Source organism: Rhizobium sp. CF122, from assembly GCF_000282035.1.
Classification (GTDB): domain Bacteria; phylum Pseudomonadota; class Alphaproteobacteria; order Rhizobiales; family Rhizobiaceae; genus Rhizobium.
This window is the reverse complement of sequence record NZ_AKKA01000068.1, coordinates 58,878-76,142: the sequence shown is the minus strand read 5'-3', so window position 1 is coordinate 76,142 and position 17,265 is coordinate 58,878. Positions and strand designations below refer to the sequence as shown.

At 59.2% G+C, this 17,265-nt stretch carries 19 protein-coding genes and 1 pseudogene; 14 read left to right on the top strand and 6 right to left on the bottom strand.

Translation table 11 applies throughout. The features are described from left to right. Positions 1-197: 197 nt before the first annotated feature. Both PMI09_RS12030 and PMI09_RS12025 read left to right on the top strand, forming a co-directional pair. Positions 198-719: a single-stranded DNA-binding protein gene (locus PMI09_RS12030; RefSeq protein ID WP_007793578.1), complete on the top strand. Its 522-nt coding sequence runs from the start codon at positions 198-200 to the stop codon at positions 717-719. Between the two features lie 369 nt (positions 720-1,088). Next, on the top strand, positions 1,089-1,514 hold the full coding sequence (locus PMI09_RS12025) for a hypothetical protein (RefSeq protein ID WP_157213369.1): 426 nt from the start codon (positions 1,089-1,091) through the stop codon (positions 1,512-1,514). A gap of 59 nt (positions 1,515-1,573) precedes the next feature. On the opposite strand, the gene PMI09_RS12020 is transcribed toward PMI09_RS12025, so the two are convergent. Next, a complete protein-coding gene (locus tag PMI09_RS12020; protein ID WP_007793571.1) occupies positions 1,574-2,215 on the bottom strand; it encodes a MarC family protein in 642 nt (213 codons plus the stop codon). Between the two features lie 225 nt (positions 2,216-2,440). On the opposite strand from PMI09_RS12020, the gene gyrA reads away from it, so the two are divergent. Continuing rightward, the gene (gene gyrA / locus PMI09_RS12015; RefSeq protein ID WP_037082860.1) at positions 2,441-5,224 is read left to right on the top strand and encodes a DNA gyrase subunit A; all 2,784 of its coding nucleotides are present in this window, start codon (positions 2,441-2,443) and stop codon (positions 5,222-5,224) included. Between the two features lie 111 nt (positions 5,225-5,335). Beyond that, positions 5,336-5,839, top strand: coding sequence for a GNAT family N-acetyltransferase (locus PMI09_RS12010; RefSeq protein WP_007793567.1), 504 nt, complete (start codon positions 5,336-5,338; stop codon positions 5,837-5,839). 541 nt (positions 5,840-6,380) lie between these two features. Here PMI09_RS12010 and PMI09_RS12005 read toward each other — a convergent pair. Further along, entirely contained in the window at positions 6,381-6,602 is a 222-nt protein-coding gene (locus PMI09_RS12005) for a hypothetical protein (protein ID WP_007793560.1), read from the bottom strand. Between the two features lie 175 nt (positions 6,603-6,777). Between PMI09_RS12005 and coaD the strand changes: the two genes are divergently transcribed. The 5 genes from coaD (at position 6,778) to tgt (ending at position 10,692) form a co-directional block, all read left to right on the top strand. After that, the gene (gene coaD / locus PMI09_RS12000) at positions 6,778-7,272 is read left to right on the top strand and encodes a pantetheine-phosphate adenylyltransferase (RefSeq protein ID WP_007793558.1); all 495 of its coding nucleotides are present in this window, start codon (positions 6,778-6,780) and stop codon (positions 7,270-7,272) included. A gap of 29 nt (positions 7,273-7,301) precedes the next feature. Beyond that, entirely contained in the window at positions 7,302-7,871 is a 570-nt protein-coding gene (locus PMI09_RS11995) for a peptidylprolyl isomerase (protein WP_007793556.1), read from the top strand. A 26-nt stretch (positions 7,872-7,897) separates the two neighbouring features. Beyond that, positions 7,898-8,407: a peptidylprolyl isomerase gene (locus PMI09_RS11990; protein ID WP_007793554.1), complete on the top strand. Its 510-nt coding sequence runs from the start codon at positions 7,898-7,900 to the stop codon at positions 8,405-8,407. 71 nt (positions 8,408-8,478) lie between these two features. After that, positions 8,479-9,561, top strand: a complete 1,083-nt coding sequence (queA, locus tag PMI09_RS11985) for a tRNA preQ1(34) S-adenosylmethionine ribosyltransferase-isomerase QueA (protein ID WP_007793552.1) — start codon at positions 8,479-8,481, stop codon at positions 9,559-9,561. Continuing rightward, positions 9,562-10,692, top strand: a complete 1,131-nt coding sequence (tgt, locus tag PMI09_RS11980; RefSeq protein ID WP_007793549.1) for a tRNA guanosine(34) transglycosylase Tgt — start codon at positions 9,562-9,564, stop codon at positions 10,690-10,692. A gap of 6 nt (positions 10,693-10,698) precedes the next feature. Here the strand turns inward: tgt and PMI09_RS11975 are convergent, their stop codons facing one another. Beyond that, positions 10,699-11,043, bottom strand: a complete 345-nt coding sequence (locus tag PMI09_RS11975; RefSeq protein ID WP_007793546.1) for a carboxymuconolactone decarboxylase family protein — start codon at positions 11,041-11,043, stop codon at positions 10,699-10,701. 78 nt (positions 11,044-11,121) lie between these two features. Here PMI09_RS11975 and PMI09_RS11970 point away from each other — a divergent pair, with 78 nt between their 5' ends. Together PMI09_RS11970 and PMI09_RS11965 are read left to right on the top strand one after the other, a co-directional pair. Then, positions 11,122-11,427, top strand: coding sequence for an ArsR/SmtB family transcription factor (locus PMI09_RS11970; protein ID WP_007793543.1), 306 nt, complete (start codon positions 11,122-11,124; stop codon positions 11,425-11,427). A 3-nt stretch (positions 11,428-11,430) separates the two neighbouring features. Continuing rightward, positions 11,431-11,973, top strand: coding sequence for a rhodanese-like domain-containing protein (locus PMI09_RS11965; RefSeq protein WP_007793539.1), 543 nt, complete (start codon positions 11,431-11,433; stop codon positions 11,971-11,973). A gap of 57 nt (positions 11,974-12,030) precedes the next feature. Here PMI09_RS11965 and PMI09_RS11960 read toward each other — a convergent pair whose 3' ends face one another. The 3 genes and pseudogenes from PMI09_RS11960 to PMI09_RS11950 form a co-directional block, all read right to left on the bottom strand. Further along, a complete protein-coding gene (locus PMI09_RS11960; RefSeq protein ID WP_007793537.1) occupies positions 12,031-12,459 on the bottom strand; it encodes a DUF4864 domain-containing protein in 429 nt (142 codons plus the stop codon). Positions 12,460-12,532: 73 nt separating this feature from the next. Next, a pseudogene (locus PMI09_RS30340) lies at positions 12,533-12,784 on the bottom strand (helix-turn-helix domain-containing protein); the annotation flags it as partial. A 216-nt stretch (positions 12,785-13,000) separates the two neighbouring features. Continuing rightward, on the bottom strand, positions 13,001-13,678 hold the full coding sequence (locus PMI09_RS11950) for a GntR family transcriptional regulator (RefSeq protein WP_007793530.1): 678 nt from the start codon (positions 13,676-13,678) through the stop codon (positions 13,001-13,003). Between the two features lie 322 nt (positions 13,679-14,000). On the opposite strand from PMI09_RS11950, the gene PMI09_RS11945 reads away from it, so the two are divergent. From PMI09_RS11945 to PMI09_RS11935, 3 genes are read left to right on the top strand one after another with little or no spacing between them, the layout of a single operon-like run. Further along, complete coding sequence (locus tag PMI09_RS11945; RefSeq protein ID WP_007793524.1) at positions 14,001-15,125, top strand: BMP family ABC transporter substrate-binding protein; 1,125 nt, start codon at positions 14,001-14,003, stop codon at positions 15,123-15,125. Positions 15,126-15,143: 18 nt separating this feature from the next. Continuing rightward, positions 15,144-16,274 carry an ABC transporter permease gene (locus PMI09_RS11940; RefSeq protein WP_007793521.1) on the top strand — a complete coding sequence of 377 codons (1,131 nt, stop codon included), beginning with the start codon at positions 15,144-15,146 and terminating at the stop codon, positions 16,272-16,274. After that, positions 16,274-17,200 carry an ABC transporter permease gene (locus PMI09_RS11935; RefSeq protein ID WP_007793519.1) on the top strand — a complete coding sequence of 309 codons (927 nt, stop codon included), beginning with the start codon at positions 16,274-16,276 and terminating at the stop codon, positions 17,198-17,200. Before PMI09_RS11940 ends, PMI09_RS11935 begins: the two co-directional genes overlap by 1 nt. Positions 17,201-17,265: the final 65 nt, after the last annotated feature.

Genomic DNA, 17,265 nt, shown 5'->3' with positions numbered 1-17,265 from the left:
CGAGTCGAGGCTGAATGTCCGTCCCCTGCAAGGTTTTCGATTCGGTTGACAGGATCATAGGGATAAATTAGAACAAATAAAGAACAAAATTCCTTGTGGATGAACTGGTGATGGACGCCCATCGCCGGTGCTCTATGGTTTAAGGTGCACCGATTGTTTCAAGCGCCGCCGGGCAGGGCGGCAGGTAAGGTGAAAGTATGGCTGGCAGCGTAAACAAGGTAATTCTGATCGGAAACGTGGGCGCCGACCCCGAAATCCGGCGGACCCAGGATGGCCGGCCGATCGCCAACCTTCGCATCGCAACGTCCGAGACTTGGCGTGACCGCAACTCCGGCGAACGCCGCGAGAAGACGGAATGGCATACGGTCGTGGTCTTCAATGAGGGCCTCTGCAAGGTCGTCGAGCAGTATGTGAAGAAGGGTGCTAAGCTCTACATCGAGGGCGCGCTGCAGACCCGCAAGTGGCAGGATCAAAACGGCCAGGACCGCTATTCGACGGAAGTCGTTCTGCAGGGCTTTAACTCGACGCTGACGATGCTCGACGGTCGCGGCGAGGGCGGGGGCGCAAGCTCCGGCTTTGGCGGTGGTCGTGGCAGCAATGCCGGCGGTGATTTCGGCGGCGGCGATGACTACGGTGCGCCCTCGCAATCGACTGGTCGCAGCAGCGGCGGTAGCGGTGGAAACTTCTCGCGCGATCTCGATGACGATATCCCGTTCTGATCGCAGCGCAACTTTGGTGACATCAGCTCGACGGCGCGCTGCAAAGTGCGCCGTCTTTTCTTGATCTCAGAGCCGGGGGCGCACAGGTCTTTCCGCCGCGTCAGCCTTAAGAGGCCCAGATGCGCCTCCGCTCGCAGAAATTGTCATTGCTGTCAGACGGTGGAATGGGCGGGCACAAACGCAATGTCCGCGCGCAACGTGGCGTCTCGCTGCTGCAACAAAGTGATCCATTTTCTGCGCCTTAGCCGAATTGGCTAACAAACCGTAGGCATTGTAAGAGATTCTAATCAAAGTAGCAGTGTCTCCCTCTCCGAAAGGATAGGTGCGGCAGGGTTTCCAAATTGACGGGCTAGCACGATATTTCGTGTCATGAGAGAAATAGGTTCCCAATTTGGGTTGCTCAAGACCAGCGCAGCACGGCGAATGGTCAGCGAGGATTTATTGGAACTCGGTTTGGATCTCGACCGCCTAAGTGAAGATCATTTGCGGAGGCTCTGGGCCGAATTCAAATCGATCCGGGCGCAAGAGACGCATCTGAGGTCGATCGCGATCCGGATCTTCGTCTGGTATATCGTTGAAAGCAAGTTGTTCAGCTCGTCCGCGATGCGCAGATCCGGTGCTGTCGGCAGATCAATTGCAACCATGCGGGCATGGACAGCCAGCGATCCGGCTCTAGAGCCAGTTGTCGTCCGTGAAGCCGAGGCAATAAAGCTCTTCCTCTACCAGATATTTGAGAACGCCGCGGCGCCCCGAGGAACGATCTTGGAAGCTCAAACGCGGTTGCTGCAGGCATAGAACGCAGGTACGAAGGGACGCTGCACTCGCATTTGCCGCAAGAGAAACCCTAGCTCAATCTAGCCAGCCGGCATCGTCCCCAGCGTTGACTTCAAGCCATCGACCACGAACTGCGTGGCAAGCGCAGCCAGGATGACGCCGAGAAGGCGGGTCAGAATTGCGCGCCCCGTAACGCCGAGGAAGCGATCGAGCCGGTCGGCAATCAGCAGCGCCAGAAACAGCAGCAGCAAACTTGATGCAATGACGATGATCAATTGCGCACGCTCGAGTGAACCCTGCATCGACCCAGCAATCAGAATCGTTGCCGAAATGGCGCCAGGACCGGCGATCAGGGGAAGCGCCAACGGAAAGACCGAAATATTGTGGATGTGATCGACGGTGATCGCCTGCGTGCTGGTCTTCTCCTTACGGTCCTGCCGCTTCTCGAACACCATTTCAAAAGCGATCCAGAACAAGAGGAGACCACCGGCGATACGGAAGGCTCCGATCGAGATGCCGAGCACGCCCAGCACACTGGCCCCGAACAGGGCGAAGACGGCAAGAATGACAAAGGCGATGATCGTGCCGCGCATCGCCACCTGCTTTCGCTGACTGCGGCTCATGCCGGTGGTGAGCCCGAGAAAGATCGGCGCAAGGCCGGGCGGATCGATCGTGACAAGCAGCGTCGTGAAAGCGTTGATCAGTTGGTCGGCGCTTGCCATTGTCTCTCCATGAGCCCATATGAACGCTTGGTTTTGGGCAATTGTGATGCGGAGAAATCAATTTGGCAAATGCCGCTCTCTGGATGGCGTAAATTGTTGCCGTTGAGGCCAAAATTGCCCTCATAAGACCGCAAAAGACTGTTCAAAACCCTTGCCAAAATTGGCGCAGGAACAGCCTTTCCGCTATAAATCTTCAAGTGATTCTAGAAGAGATCGTGATCCGTTTTGACTGAGCAAACACCCCCCGGCGGCGGGAAGCTCCCGCCAGGCATCGAGCCCATCTCCATCATGGAGGAAATGCAGCGGTCGTACCTCGACTACGCGATGAGCGTTATCGTGAGCCGCGCCCTGCCTGATGTGCGCGACGGCCTGAAGCCCGTGCACCGGCGCATCCTCTACGGCATGTCCGAACTCGGCATCGATTGGAACAAGAAATACGTAAAATGCGCCCGTGTTACCGGGGATGTGATGGGTAAATACCATCCGCACGGCAACGCGGCGATCTACGACGCGCTGGCGCGTATGGCGCAGGACTGGTCGCTTCGACTGCCGCTGATCGACGGCCAGGGCAACTTCGGCTCTGTCGACGGCGATCCGCCGGCGGCCGAACGCTACACCGAGTGCCGCCTGCAGAAGGCCGCGCATTCGTTGCTCGACGATCTCGACAAGGAAACGGTCGACTTCCGTGACAACTATGACGGCACGCTCTCCGAGCCTGTCGTCGTTCCCGCCAAGTTCCCGAACCTGTTGGTCAACGGAGCAGGTGGCATTGCCGTCGGCATGGCGACCAACATCCCGCCGCACAATCTTTCCGAAGTCATCGACGGCTGCATCGCGTTGATCGACAATCCGGCGATCGAACTGCCCGAGATCATGCAGATCATTCCGGGTCCTGACTTCCCGACCGGCGCCAAGATCCTCGGTCGTGCCGGCATTCGCTCGGCCTACGAGACAGGCCGCGGTTCGGTGATCATGCGCGGTGTCGCCGCCATCGAGCCGATGCGCGGCGATCGCGAACAGATCATCATCACCGAGATCCCGTATCAGGTGAACAAGTCGACGATGATCGAGAAGATGGCCGAACTGGTGCGCGACAAGCGTATCGAAGGCATCTCCGACCTGCGCGATGAATCGGACCGCCAGGGCTATCGCGTCGTCGTCGAACTGAAGCGCGATGCCAATGCGGACGTCATCCTGAACCAGCTCTACCGCTATACACCGCTGCAGACCTCCTTCGGCTGCAACATTGTGGCGCTGAACGGCGGCAAGCCGGAACAGCTGACGCTGCTTGACATGCTCCGTGCCTTCGTCTCGTTCCGCGAGGAAGTTGTTAGCCGGAGAACGAAATTTCTACTGCGCAAGGCCCGCGAACGAGCCCACGTCTTGGTGGGTCTGGCGATTGCCGTTGCCAACATCGACGAAGTGATCCGCGTGATCCGGCAGGCGCCGGATCCGCAGTCTGCCCGCGAAGAGCTGATGACACGCCGCTGGCCGGCATCCGATGTCGAAAGCCTGATCCGCCTGATCGATGACCCGCGGCACCGCATCAACGAGGACCTGACGTATAACCTCTCGGAAGAGCAGGCGCGCGCCATCCTTGAGCTGCGTTTGGCCCGTCTGACGGCTCTCGGCCGCGACGAAATCGGCGATGAACTCAACAAGATCGGCGAAGAGATCAAGGATTACCTGGAAATTCTGTCGTCGCGAATCCGCATCCAGACGATCGTCAAGGACGAGCTCGCAGCCGTTCGCGACGAATTCGGCACGCCGCGTCGCACCGAGATCATGGACGGCGGCCTTGAGATGGATGATGAGGATCTCATCGCCCGCGAAGACATGGTCGTGACCGTCTCGCATCTCGGCTACATCAAGCGCGTGCCGCTGACGACCTATCGTGCCCAGCGCCGTGGCGGCAAGGGCCGTTCCGGCATGACCACGCGCGACGAGGATTTTGTTAGCCAGCTATTCGTTCTCAACACACATACGCCGGTTCTGTTTTTCTCCTCACGCGGTATCGTCTACAAGGAGAAGGTCTATCGCCTGCCGATCGGCACGCCGACCGCACGTGGTAAGGCGCTCATCAACATGCTGCCGCTGGAGCCTGGCGAACGCATCACGACGATCCTGCCGTTGCCCGAGGACGAGGAGAGCTGGGACAAGCTCGACGTCATGTTCTCGACGACACGCGGGACTGTTCGCCGCAACAAGCTTTCCGACTTCGTCCAGGTCAACCGCAATGGCAAGATCGCGATGAAGCTCGAGGAAGAGGGCGACGAAATCCTCTCCGTCGAGACCTGCACCGAGCATGACGATGTGCTTCTGACGACCGCACTCGGCCAGTGCATCCGCTTCCCCGTTGATGATGTCCGCGTCTTCGCTGGCCGCAACTCGATCGGCGTTCGCGGCATCAACCTCGGCGATGGCGACCGCATCATCTCGATGACGATTGTCGGACACGTGGATGCCGAACCCTGGGAGCGTGCAGCCTATCTGAAGCGAGCCGCAAGCGAGCGGCGCCTGACGACGGGTGACGCTGAGGAAATCTCGCTGGTCGGCGAGGAGGTGACTGAGGAAGGTCAATTGAGCGACGAGCGCTACGAGGAACTGAAGGCACGCGAGCAATACGTGCTGACGGTTTCCGAAAAGGGCTTCGGCAAGCGCTCCTCTTCCTACGACTTCCGGATTTCCGGCCGCGGCGGCAAGGGCATTCGCGCCACCGACACGTCCAAGACGGCCGAGATCGGCGAGCTTGTGGCTGCCTTCCCGGTCAACGACGGCGACCAGATCATGCTGGTATCGGACGGCGGCCAGCTGATCCGTGTTCCCGTGGGCGGCATCCGCGTCGCGAGCCGCGCAACGAAGGGCGTCACCATCTTCTCAACTGCCAAGGATGAGAAGGTCGTATCGGTGGAGCGCATCAGCGAGCCTGAGGAAGAGGCAGAAGACGTTGCCGAGATTGGTGACGACATTGCCCCGACCCCGGAAAGCGCACCTGACACGGAAGCTTGATGTGTTGCTATTCTGAGCTTGAAAACCGGGCAGTTCCGCTGCCCGGTTTTCTTTTTGTCGGAAACCAAGAGGCGCTGCCTCAACCATCTCGAATAGTAGCGCTGGAGTCGAATGGAGAGCAGATTGATCCGAATCCTCGGTATTGATGACGTTGCCATTTTCCAGCGTATTCGCCTGGAAGCGCTGCGGCTCGAGCCCGCTGCCTTTGCCAGCAGCGCCGAGGACTGGGAGGCGCTCACAGATGAAGAATGGCGCAAACGGCTGATCGACGGGCCGGTATTCGTGGCCTTCAGGCATGATGATCCTGTTGGCATTATGGGTCTAAGCCGACAACGTGCCAGTAGAATGGCGCACCGCGCAACGCTGATAATGGTCTATGTGCGTCGTTGTGAAAGGGGTGGCGGCTGCGCCAAGTCACTGCTGGATGCGACGGTGGGCTATGCGCGAGGGAACGGTATCCGACAGCTGGAGCTCGCGGTCAGCGCTGAGAATATGGCTGCCATACGGTTTTATGAACGCGAAGGCTTCCATGAGGCCGGGCGTATTCCCGGCGGTTTTATGCATGACAACAGAGAGATCGACGACGTCATCATGGTGCGACGCATCGAAGATTAGAAAGTCTCGCGTAAACATCGTGGAACAGGGATCGCTGGCACCATCCTTGGGCAGGAAAAAGGCCGGACGAACTCAATTCATCCGGCCTTCAGTGGCTGAAATTTTCGATCCCAGAATGGCGACAGCGGTTAGAACCAGCTGTGCTTTCCATCAACCTTCTTTACCTCTTTGCTTTCATGGCGAAGGGCTGAAATGGTGGAAGCCACGGACACGACAAACATGATACTGATAAGGGCAGTAAGCACCGTCAATATCGTGAACATGAGCAATCCTCCTGGGTTTTGCGTTCACGTTCCTTAGTACTGGCTCGCTATCGTCGCGCGTACCGACGCATAGGGACCATATACCTTGGACGCATCCACTTTGTGATCGTAGAGCGCGACTGTCGCTGCAAGCATACCGGTCATCATTACCATCCAGACAGCATTAATCATGGTAATCTTGTTGGGCATATTTTCTTCCTTGTGCGGCGTATCGCGTTACGCTTCGGTTGAGTGAACGCATGCGTGCGAAAATGGTTCCAGGGGTATTGACCGGTCGTTTACCAAGGCCGATCTGAAGCGACTTTGAATGCCTCGTTCATCTGACGTTCAGAATCTTTAATCGGTTTAAACGCCACGTTTCCAGTCGCACGCACGATTGTGTAGTGTTCCCGCACGCTTGGCCGAACCCAACCTGCATCCTGAAGATCTTGCACGTAGCCGTAGAAAAATTCGGCAAGCAGCGAGACGATGACAGCGAAAACAACGAGGATGATCAGCATGAGCGTTTCCGGGGAGGACCGATGCCGGAATGACATCGGGGTTGACGCTCTTCGTTATAGTGAGCTCACCTGAAGCCGCCTTGAATGCCGCGTTCATCAGCTGTTCAGTGATCGGCAATGACTTGCGGGCAGCCTTCATCCATGACAAAAGGCGTCGAAACAAACGGCTAGACCAATGACGAAAGCTTTTTATCCGGGGTCCTTCGATCCGATCACCAACGGACATCTGGATGTGCTTATCCAGGCGCTGAGCGTTGCATCCAAGGTTATCGTTGCGATCGGCATACATCCGGGCAAGACGCCGCTCTTTTCCTTTGACGAGAAGGCAGATCTGATCCGCCGGTCGCTTGCGGAAGCGCTGCCTGAAAAGGTGGGCGATATCTCCGTCGTTGCCTTTGACAATCTCGTCGTCGACGCGGCGCGGTTTCACGGAGCGACACTGCTCATCCGCGGCCTGCGGGACGGCACAGATCTCGACTATGAAATGCAGATGGCCGGCATGAACCGGCAGATGGCGCCTGATATCCAGACCATCTTCCTGCCGGCTGGAACGGCCTCCCGGCCCATAACTGCCACATTGGTCCGGCAAATCGCGGCCATGGGAGGCGATGTCAGCGCCTTTGTGCCGGCTGCCGTCTTGAAAGCACTTCAATCCAAGCGCAAATCCTAGGCGACATTTTTCGCCGCAACGGAGCTAACATGAAACTCTTCTATCTCGCATTTGCAGGCGTGCTTTATCTTGCCTCGTTCGCCGGCGACGCATTCGCGCAGTCCGGCGATACGCTGACGATCCAGCTGAAGGACGGCCCTGTCGTGATCCAGCTTATGCCCGACGTCGCGCCGAAGCATGTTGCCCAGATCGAGGCGCTTGCCAAGAAGGGCGCGTATGACAATGTTGCCTTCCATCGCGTCATCGAAGGCTTCATGGCTCAGACCGGCGACGTGAAGTTTGGCAACATGGAAAAGGGCTTCGACGCAAGCCTCGCCGGCACCGGCGGGTCCGATATGCCTGACCTGCCGGCCGAATTCTCGAAGACGCCTTTCGTTCGCGGTACGGTCGGCATGGCCCGTTCGCAGGATCCGAACTCGGCAAACTCGCAGTTCTTCATCATGTTTGCTGACGGTTCTTTCCTCAACGGCCAATACACGGTCGTCGGCAAGGTCGTCTCCGGCATGGAGAATGTCGACAAGATCAAGCGTGGCGAAGGCCAGAACGGCGAAGTCAGCAACCCCGACCGGATGATCAAGGTCACCGTCGGCAAGAAGTAAGTTTCAAGACAAGTAGGAGAAGAAGAATGGCCGAGATCAAGGATCCCGAAAACACCATCATCCTGGAAACCACCAAGGGCAACGTTGTCATCCAGCTGCTGCCGGAAGTGGCGCCAGAACACGTCGCCCGCATCAAGGAGCTCGCTCGCGAGAAGGCCTATGACGGCGTTGTCTTCCATCGCGTCATCAACGACTTCATGGCGCAGACCGGCGACGTGAAGTTCGGCAAGAAGGGCGGCGAAAGCTTCAACCCCAGCCGCGCCGGCATGGGCGGTTCGGAAAAGCCCGACCTCAAGGCGGAATTCTCGGCTGTCAGCCATGTTCGCGGAACGTGCTCGATGGCCCGTTCGCAGAACCCGAACTCCGCAAACTCGCAGTTCTTCATCTGCTTCACGGACGCTCCGTGGCTGAACAAGCAGTACTCCGTCTGGGGCCAGGTCATCGAAGGCATGGACAACGTCGACAAGATCAAGAAGGGCGAGCCTGTTGTCGATCCGGACTCGATCGTCTCGATGCGGGTTGCTGCCGACGTCTGATTGTGATTTCTGCTGAAACCCGCCCTTGCGCGAAAGCGTGGGGCGGGTTTCGCTTTGCCCGGATTTGAGTGATGCGCGTAGACCTCTTTGATTTCGACCTGCCGGATGAACGGATTGCCCTGCGGCCTGCCGAGCCGCGCGACAGCGCGCGCCTGCTTGTCGTCGATCCGGCCGGCGACGTACAGCTATCCGACCATCGGGTCAGCGATCTGCCAGATTTCCTGAGGGCAGGGGATGCGCTCGTCTTCAACGACACCAAGGTGATCCCAGCGCAGCTCGAGGGCATCCGTCACCGCGAAGGCGCCGGCGGTCAGCAGGTTTCGGCGACGCTGCATATGCGCATCGGCGCCAGCCGTTGGAAGGCCTTTGCCAAGCCCGGCAAGCGCATCAAGATCCGCGATCGCATTTCCTTCGGCCATGACGGAAACAGCTGCCTGCTCGGCAAGCTTGAATGCACTGTCGAGGAAAAGGGCGAGGGCGGCGAAGTCACGCTTGCCTTCGATCTTTCCGGACCGATGCTCGACGAGGCCATCCATTCAGTCGGGCATATTCCGCTGCCACCCTACATCGCCGCCAAACGCGCCGAGGATGAGCGCGACCGCGCCGACTATCAGACGATCTATGCCCGCGAGGAGGGCGCCGTCGCCGCTCCGACCGCCGGGCTTCACTTCACGCCTGCGCTTTTCGAAGCCATCGACAAGGCGGGTGTTGAGCGGCATTTCGTGACGCTGCATGTCGGTGCCGGTACCTTCCTGCCCGTGAAGGCGGATGATACCGCCGATCACAAGATGCACCTGGAAAGCGGCTATGTCAGCGCCAAGACGGCGGCGAGCCTCAACGCCGTCAAGGCGAGGGGCGGGCGCATCGTCTGCGTCGGCACAACATCGCTGCGGCTGATCGAAAGTGCTGCGCAGGAGAACGGCGAGATCCGTGCCTGGGCGGGCGCCACGGGCATCTTCATCACGCCAGGCTACCGCTTCAAGGCGGTTGACATGCTGATGACGAACTTCCACTTGCCTCGCTCGACGCTATTCATGCTCGTTTCGGCCTTTGCGGGCTTCGAGACGATGCAAGCAGCCTACCAGCACGCGATTTCGACGGGCTACCGCTTCTATTCATATGGCGATTCCAGCCTTCTTTTCCGGAAAGACTAAATGACCGAGAACTTTCAGTTCACCCTCAAGAAGACCGACGCCGGTGCTCGCCTGGGCGAAGTCTCGATGCCGCGCGGTACAATCCGCACGCCGGCCTTCATGCCCGTCGGGACCGTCGGCACCGTCAAGGCGATGTATCTCGATCAGGTTCGCGAAACGGGCGCCGACATCATCCTCGGTAACACCTATCATCTCATGCTGCGCCCGACAGCCGAACGCGTTGCCCGCCTCGGCGGCCTGCACAAGCTGATCCGCTGGGAGCATCCGATCCTGACCGATTCCGGTGGGTTCCAGGTGATGTCCCTCTCGGGCCTGCGCAAGCTCGACGAGCAGGGCGTGACCTTCAAGTCGCACGTCGACGGCAGCCTGCATCACATGTCGCCGGAGCGCTCGATCGAGATCCAGGGACTGCTTGATTCAGACATTCAGATGCAGCTCGACGAATGCGTGGCGCTGCCGGCGGAACCGCACGAAATCGAGCGTGCAATGGAGCTGTCGCTACGCTGGGCCGAACGATGCAAGGTCGCCTTCGGCAATCAGCCGGGCAAGGCAATGTTCGGCATCGTGCAGGGTGGGGATGTACCCTCGCTGCGTATCCGGTCGGCGGCAGCGCTGACCGATCTCGATCTCAAGGGTTATGCGGTCGGCGGTCTTGCTGTCGGCGAACCGCAGGACGTCATGCTGAAGATGCTCGAAGAAACGCTGCCGGTCCTCCCCACGGAGAAGCCGCGCTACCTCATGGGCGTCGGCACGCCTGACGATATCCTGAAGTCGGTCGCGCGCGGCATCGACATGTTCGACTGCGTGATGCCGACCCGCTCCGGCCGGCACGGGCTTGCCTTCACCCGCCGAGGCAAGGTCAATATCCGCAACGCCCGTCATGCCGAGGACATGCGCCCGCTCGACGAACAGTCGAACTGCCCGGCCTCGCGCGACTACTCACGCGCCTATCTGCATCACCTCGTGCGCGCCAATGAGGCGCTCGGCGGCATGCTGCTCTCCTGGCATAATCTCGCCTATTATCAGGAACTGATGCAGGGCATCCGCAAGGCGATCGCAGAGGGACGCTTCGCCGATTTCATGGCCGAGACCATGGAGGAATGGGCGAGGGGCGATATCGATCCGGTCTGAGCAGCCTTACGCCGTGGCAAACTGGTCGTAGGCGCGCAGCGCGTCCGAGGCATACATCAGCGCCGGGCCACCGCCCATATAAACGCTCATCGCCATGACCTCGGCGACCTCCTCACGGGTCGCGCCGAGCTCCTTCAGCGCCTTGGCGTGAAAGCCGATGCAGCCGTCGCAGCGCTGGGTGACGCCGATCGCCAGCGCGATCAGTTCCTTCGTCTTCTTGTCGAGGGCCCCGTCGGCGCTCGCTCCCTTGGCCAATGCGTAGAATCCCTGCATCGCCTCCGGCGCCAATTTTCTGAGTTCGCCGGTATAAGTGGAGATGTCGCGGGTGATCTGCTTGTAATCCTTGCTCATCGCTTCGATCCATATTCTTGCGCTTTTTATTTCGTAAAAATGTGATATCAATAAACAATGAAATGTAAAGAGGTGCCGATGACGGACTTCATGATGGAGATGAAAGGCAATGCCGAGGGGGCCGCGGAGTTCCTGAGCGGGCTTGCGAGCCCACACAGGCTGCTGATCCTCTGCCTGCTCGCCGCCGGCGAAAAGAGCGTCGGTGCGCTGGTCGGGGAAACCGGCATCGGCCAGACCTCGATGTCCCAGCACCTCGCGAAACTGAAGAAGGAAGGTCTCGTCGATTTCCGGCGTGACCACCGCACGCTCTATTATTTTATCAGCGATCCGGCGGCGCTGGAGATCATGGAAGTTCTCTACAACCGCTTCTGCAGGAAGGATTAGATCATGAAGCAGGAAGTGAAGACGGTGGCGCCTCGCAACGCGAGGGAATGGATCGCCTCGGGCGAGGCGGTTCTAATCGACGTCCGCGAGCCTGAGGAGTTCCGCAGCGAGCATATTGCTTCGGCCCTTTCCCTGCCTCTGTCCGAGGTCGGAAACCTGACCCGGGTCCTTTCCGTCCCGGCCGGATGCAAGGTCGTATTCCAGTGCCTGAAGGGCGGCCGCGGTCAGCAGGCCTGCGAGCGATTGGCAGCCGAGGCGGGCAGCCGGTATCAGGTCTTTAATCTCGAGGGTGGCATCGCTGCCTGGAAGGCGGAAGGCCTACCGGTGGTTGGCGTCACTGCCCCGCGCCTGACGATCTTCCGTCAAGTGCAGATCGCCGTCGGGTTCCTCGTGCTGCTGTCGGTCCTTGCCGGCTTTTTCCTCACCCCGGCGGGCTTCGTCGTCGCCGGATTGTTCGGCGCGGCGCTTGCCTTCGCCGGCATATCCGGCTGGTGCGGCATGGCGATCCTGCTCAACCGCATGCCATGGAACCGGTCGGCGGCCTGATCTCTTGCTTTGCGCAATTCCAGACGGAAAATCGCGACGCGCTTTCCCGGCATTACTCTAGATGCCTTTGCTTTCCGTATTTGGTACGATCTGCACACCATTGATCTTGTAGCTTCCGTCAGACTGACGCGCCACCTGATAGACGGCTGTCCAATCCTTGCCGTCACGCCCTGATATCAGCACTTCGTGATAGATCATGGCGCCATTATCGATCGAGCGGCTGCGCCCGAAGGCATAGTTTCCCGGGTGGTAGACCGGCTCGTAGCTTTTCTTGACCATGGCGAAGAAGACGTTCTTGTCAGGATAGATCGCCTTGATCCCGGGCGCAGCAAAGGAATAGGCGGTATCAACATCCTCGTTCAGGAACGCTTTGATCTGCGCCTCGATCATCGTGCGCGTCGTGTCGATCGGATCTTCGGCGCGGGTGGTCGCAAGCAAAACAAAAGACGCGGCACACAGAATGAAAACTGCGAGAAAGGCGCGCATGGCAACGGCTCCGGCTGTCCTAGGGAATTGTAGGGCAGTCCACGCACAAAGAAAGGGCACAGATCAGTGGGCGCGTACGATGACGCCTGAGCTTGCGCAGCCGTCGTCGGCGCTCCTTGCTCATGTCGTTGGCGATACCGCTGTAATAGCCGCTATATTCCGGAAACTCGTGATCCTGGAACGTATTACGTTTAAGCTCGCGATAGATCGTCGAGCGATGACGGCCGAGCTGGCGGGCAATCTCCGAGACGGAAACCTTGCGTTCTCTCAGGTGAAAAAGACGTCTGCGATCAGGCAAGGTGAGCTGCGAATAGCAAAGGGACATGCATATATCTCCAAGGCGAAGCCATTGTTTTAATAAGCATGTCGCACTTGGAAATAGAATGTACCCGGCTACACCCATAAGTCGGATAAGATAGATTATGGAACATGAGACGTCATCGAGATCCTTAAACGAACTTCATCAAGACGCTCCGATTGGATTTATAAAGACCTTCTCTTTCAACTAGCTATGAACCTATGCCGATGCACAGTGAGAAAGTCACTCACCCTTTGCTGTGGCGAAAACGATGCTCGCATCGCTGACGATGGCGACATGCGAATAAGCCGCTTGACCGGCTGCCGCTACATCGCCACGCATGATCGCGGTCACGATGACGTCGTGCTCGTCATAGGATTTTGCCAAGCGACCAGGCAGCCGGAACTGCGCGCGACGGAATGGCGCCAATCGTGCGCGTGTCTGCGTCACCAGCTCGAAGATGTGATCATTGTGCGCGCCGCGATAAAGCAGCGAGTGAAACTCGGTATTGTGCGCGGCATATTCGTCCTTGGCGCCGGCATGGACGAGCCTTGCGGAACTGCGGTGCGAAAACTCGAGCGCCCGTCTTTCATCAATGGTCATTCGTTCGGCCGAAAGGCGCGCGCAAATGGCTTCCAATTCCGACATCGCCTCGAACATCGAATGAAGATAGGCTTCCGTGACATTGGCCACGATCGCACTGCGGTTCGGTTCTCGATCGACCAAGCCCATCGCGCCAAGCTCGCGCAACGCTTCGCGAACCGGCGTTCGTGACACATCGAAACGCGCTGCAAGCGAAATCTCATCGAGTTTCTCGCCCGGCGACAACGCTCCCGTGACGATCATATCAGCCATCGCGCGGACCATCTGCTCGACGGTCGTGCCTGCTCTTACCACTTGTCTGCGTTTGACCTGATTCACGTTCGCGCTGACTTCCCTAGATTGTATACAGATTCACCCAGTATTCTGAAAAGTCAAATAGTTTCGTCTTTTTAGTGGGTTATTCGTCCATTCTGACAAACACGAAAATGGCTTTAAATCCGAATGCGGCCATTCATGCCCAAACATAATTCTCGGATTATTTTTTAATCACTTAACGACAACAATCTGCATACAGTTTGCACAGCTCCATATCTACACCTATTTTTACGCAATAACAACAATAGTTTATAATCTGGCACGGTCATTGCATACACTTTCTTGCAACGTTTTCGAACCGGCCCTTGCCGCAAGGAGCATTCCGATGACCAGACTCCTTTCCATGAACCGCCGCCATTTCCTGCAGGCTTCCGCAGCCGGCGCACTCGCTTTGACGCCTGGCCTGCTGCCAAGCCGCGCCCTCGCCCAGAGCGCGCTGACGGTGGGTTTCATCTATGTCGGCCCCAAGGACGATTACGGCTACAACCAGGCGCATGCCGAAGGCGCGGCAGCGCTAAAGGCGCTGCCAGGCGTGACCATCGTAGAAGAAGAAAATGTCCCGGAAACGGTCGATGTCCAGAAGACGATGGAATCGATGATCAACCTCGACGGCGCGACGCTGATCTTCCCGACGTCGTTCGGCTATTTCAACCCGCATATGCTGGCGATGGCGGCAAAGTATCCGGACATTCAGTTCCGGCACTGCGGCGGGCTCTGGCAGGAAAGCAAGAACCCGGCGAACACCGGTTCGTATTTCGGCTACATCTTCCAGGGCCAATATCTGAACGGTGTCGTGGCCGGCTATACGTCGAAGAGCAAGAAGATCGGTTTCGTCGCCGCCAAGCCCATTCCGCAGGTGCTGCAGAACATCAATGCCTTCCTGCTCGGCGCGCGCGCGGTCGATCCGTCAATCACCTGCCAGGTCATCTTTACGGGCGAGTGGTCGCTGGCCGTCAAGGAAGCTGAAGCCACCAACGCACTGATAGACCAGGGCGCGGATGTGATTACCTGCCACGTGGACAGCCCGAAGGTTGTCGTCGAAACGGCTGCCGGACGCGGCGCTTTTGTCTGCGGCTACCATGCAAACCAGAGCCCGTTGGCACCTGAAAAATACCTGACCGGCGCGGAATGGGCGTGGGGTAACGTCTATACCGACTTCGTAAAGAAGCTGCAGGCCGGCGAAAAGCTCGGCAACTTCGTGCGCGGCGGCCTCAAAGACGGGTTCGTCAAGATGAGTCCACTGGGGCCTGCCGTGCCCGCGGAAGGACGGACGAAGTTCGACGCCACGCTAGCCGAAATGATGACCGGCAAGTTCTCCGTCTTCAAGGGGCCGATCAAGGACAACAAGGGCAACGTCGTCGTCGCGGCCGGCAAGAGCTATGCCGAAGATGCTATCGAGCTCGAGAGCATGGACTACCTGGTGGAAGGCGTCGTCGGATCCACGGCCTAAGCCAGAGGGAGAAGCGTCATGACAGTCGAGGCGAACACTGCCGCAATTTCCATCGCTTCCGAACGATCTTCCGTACTGAGACCCGTCCTCGAATGGCTGGCACGGCGAGCGGAACCTGTTGTCATTAGTTTCGGCGCGATCCTGATCGGGCTGGCGCTCTTCTCCATCTTCATCCTAGTGATCGGCAAACCGCCGGCCACCTTGTTCCAACTGATGTACACGGGCGGCTTTGGCAGCTGGTTCTCGATCCAGAACAGCCTTAGCCGGGCCGCCCCGCTTCTTCTGACAGCACTGTGTGTCGCCTTGCCGGCCCGTTTGGGGCTCGTCATCATCGGGGGCGAGGGCGCCGTAGTGTTGGGCGGCGTCGCCGCCGCTGCGATTGCGCTGCCGTTCATCGGGATGCTGCCTGCTCTCCTCGTCCTGCTGCTCATGGCTGCAGCGGCCATGGTCGTCGGAGGCATCTGGATTGGCCTTGCAGGCTTCCTCCGGCACTATCGCGGCGTCAACGAGACGATCTCCTCTCTGCTGCTCGCCTATATCGCCATTGCCCTGATGAACCAGTTCGTCGAAGGGCTGCTGCGCGATCCGGCGAGCCTGAACAAACCCTCGACATCTCCCCTACCCGCGGAGTACATGCTCGGCAAGATGCCCGGAATGGACGTGCATTGGGGGCTCGCCATCGGCGTCGTCGCCTGCATCGCTTCCTGGGTGCTGATCGAGGTGACGAGCTACGGCTTTGCCGCGCGTATCGCCGGCGGCAACGTTCGTGCCGCACAGATCCAGGGATTGCCTGTCGGCCGCCTGATCGTCGGTTTCACGGCGATCGCCGGCAGCTTCGCGGGCCTTGCCGGAATGATCGAAGTCGCTGCCGTCCAGGGTAGCGCCAATGCCTCGCTGGCGGCGGGCTATGGCTATACGGGCATCCTCGTCGCCTTCCTGGCGCGACACAATCCGCTAGCGATCATTCCGGTCGCCGTCCTGCTTGGCGGCATCGATGCGTCGGGTGGGCTGATTCAGCGCCGCATGGCATTGCCTGACGCGACTGTACTGGTGCTGCAGGGCACGCTCTTCGTCGTCATCCTCTTCTGCGAGACCTTCTACGGCCGCTTCAAGATCTTCAATCCCGACCTCTGGAAAAGGAGTGCATGATGGACGCGGGCGGCATCGGCATCTGGGGCGTCCCCCTCGCCATCTTCGCAGGCGCGATCCGCGTGTCGACACCTTTCATCTTCGTCAGCCTCGGCGAGACCATCACCGAACGCTCCGGCCGCATCAATCTCGGGCTGGAAGGCACGCTGGTCTTCGGCGCCATGACGGCCTACGCGATCGCCGTGCTCAGCGGCTCGCCCTGGCTTGGTGTACTTGCAGCCATGGGCACCGGTGCGGTCTTTGGCCTGGTGCACGGATGGATCTGCAAGTGGCCGAAGGTCAACGATATCGCGATCGGCATCGCCATGATGCAATTCGGCCTCGGGCTTGCCTTCTTTCTCGGCAAGCCCTTCATCCAGCCGGCAGCGCCACATCTGCCGTCGATCCAGCTAGGTGCCTGGTCCGATCTTCCGCAGGTTCAGGCGGCCTTGAACATCAATGCGCTTTTCATCCTGGGCGGCGTACTTGCGCTCTTTCTGTGGTGGGCGTTCAGAAATACCCGGATCGGCCTTGTGTTGCGCGTCGTCGGCGACAGTACCGACGCGGCACGTGCGATGGGGATCAACCCAGACCGCGTGCGCCTGCTGGCCACGGTCGTCGGCGGATCGCTTGCCGCCGTCGGGGGCGCCTATCTCTCGCTCTACTACCCGGGCTCATGGAACGAAGGCATCTCCTCCGGGCAGGGCCTGATGGCGGTGGCACTAGTGATCTTCGCACGCTGGAACCCGATCGGCTGCTTCCTGGCGGCGCTTCTCTTCGGCGGCGCGGGTGCGCTGGGCCCTGCCCTGCAGTCCGTCGGCGTCACCCAGGGCTACTATCTCTTCTACGCGGCTCCCTACGTGCTGACACTGGCTATTCTAATCGCGACTTCGTCGCCCACCCGCTCGCTTGCGGGAGCGCCCGGCGCGTTGTCGCTCGCGAAATAGATGATCTGCCATGGACGGTCCCGGCGGATTCGACGGGCTGGAAAAACATTCAAGCTTGCGGGGGA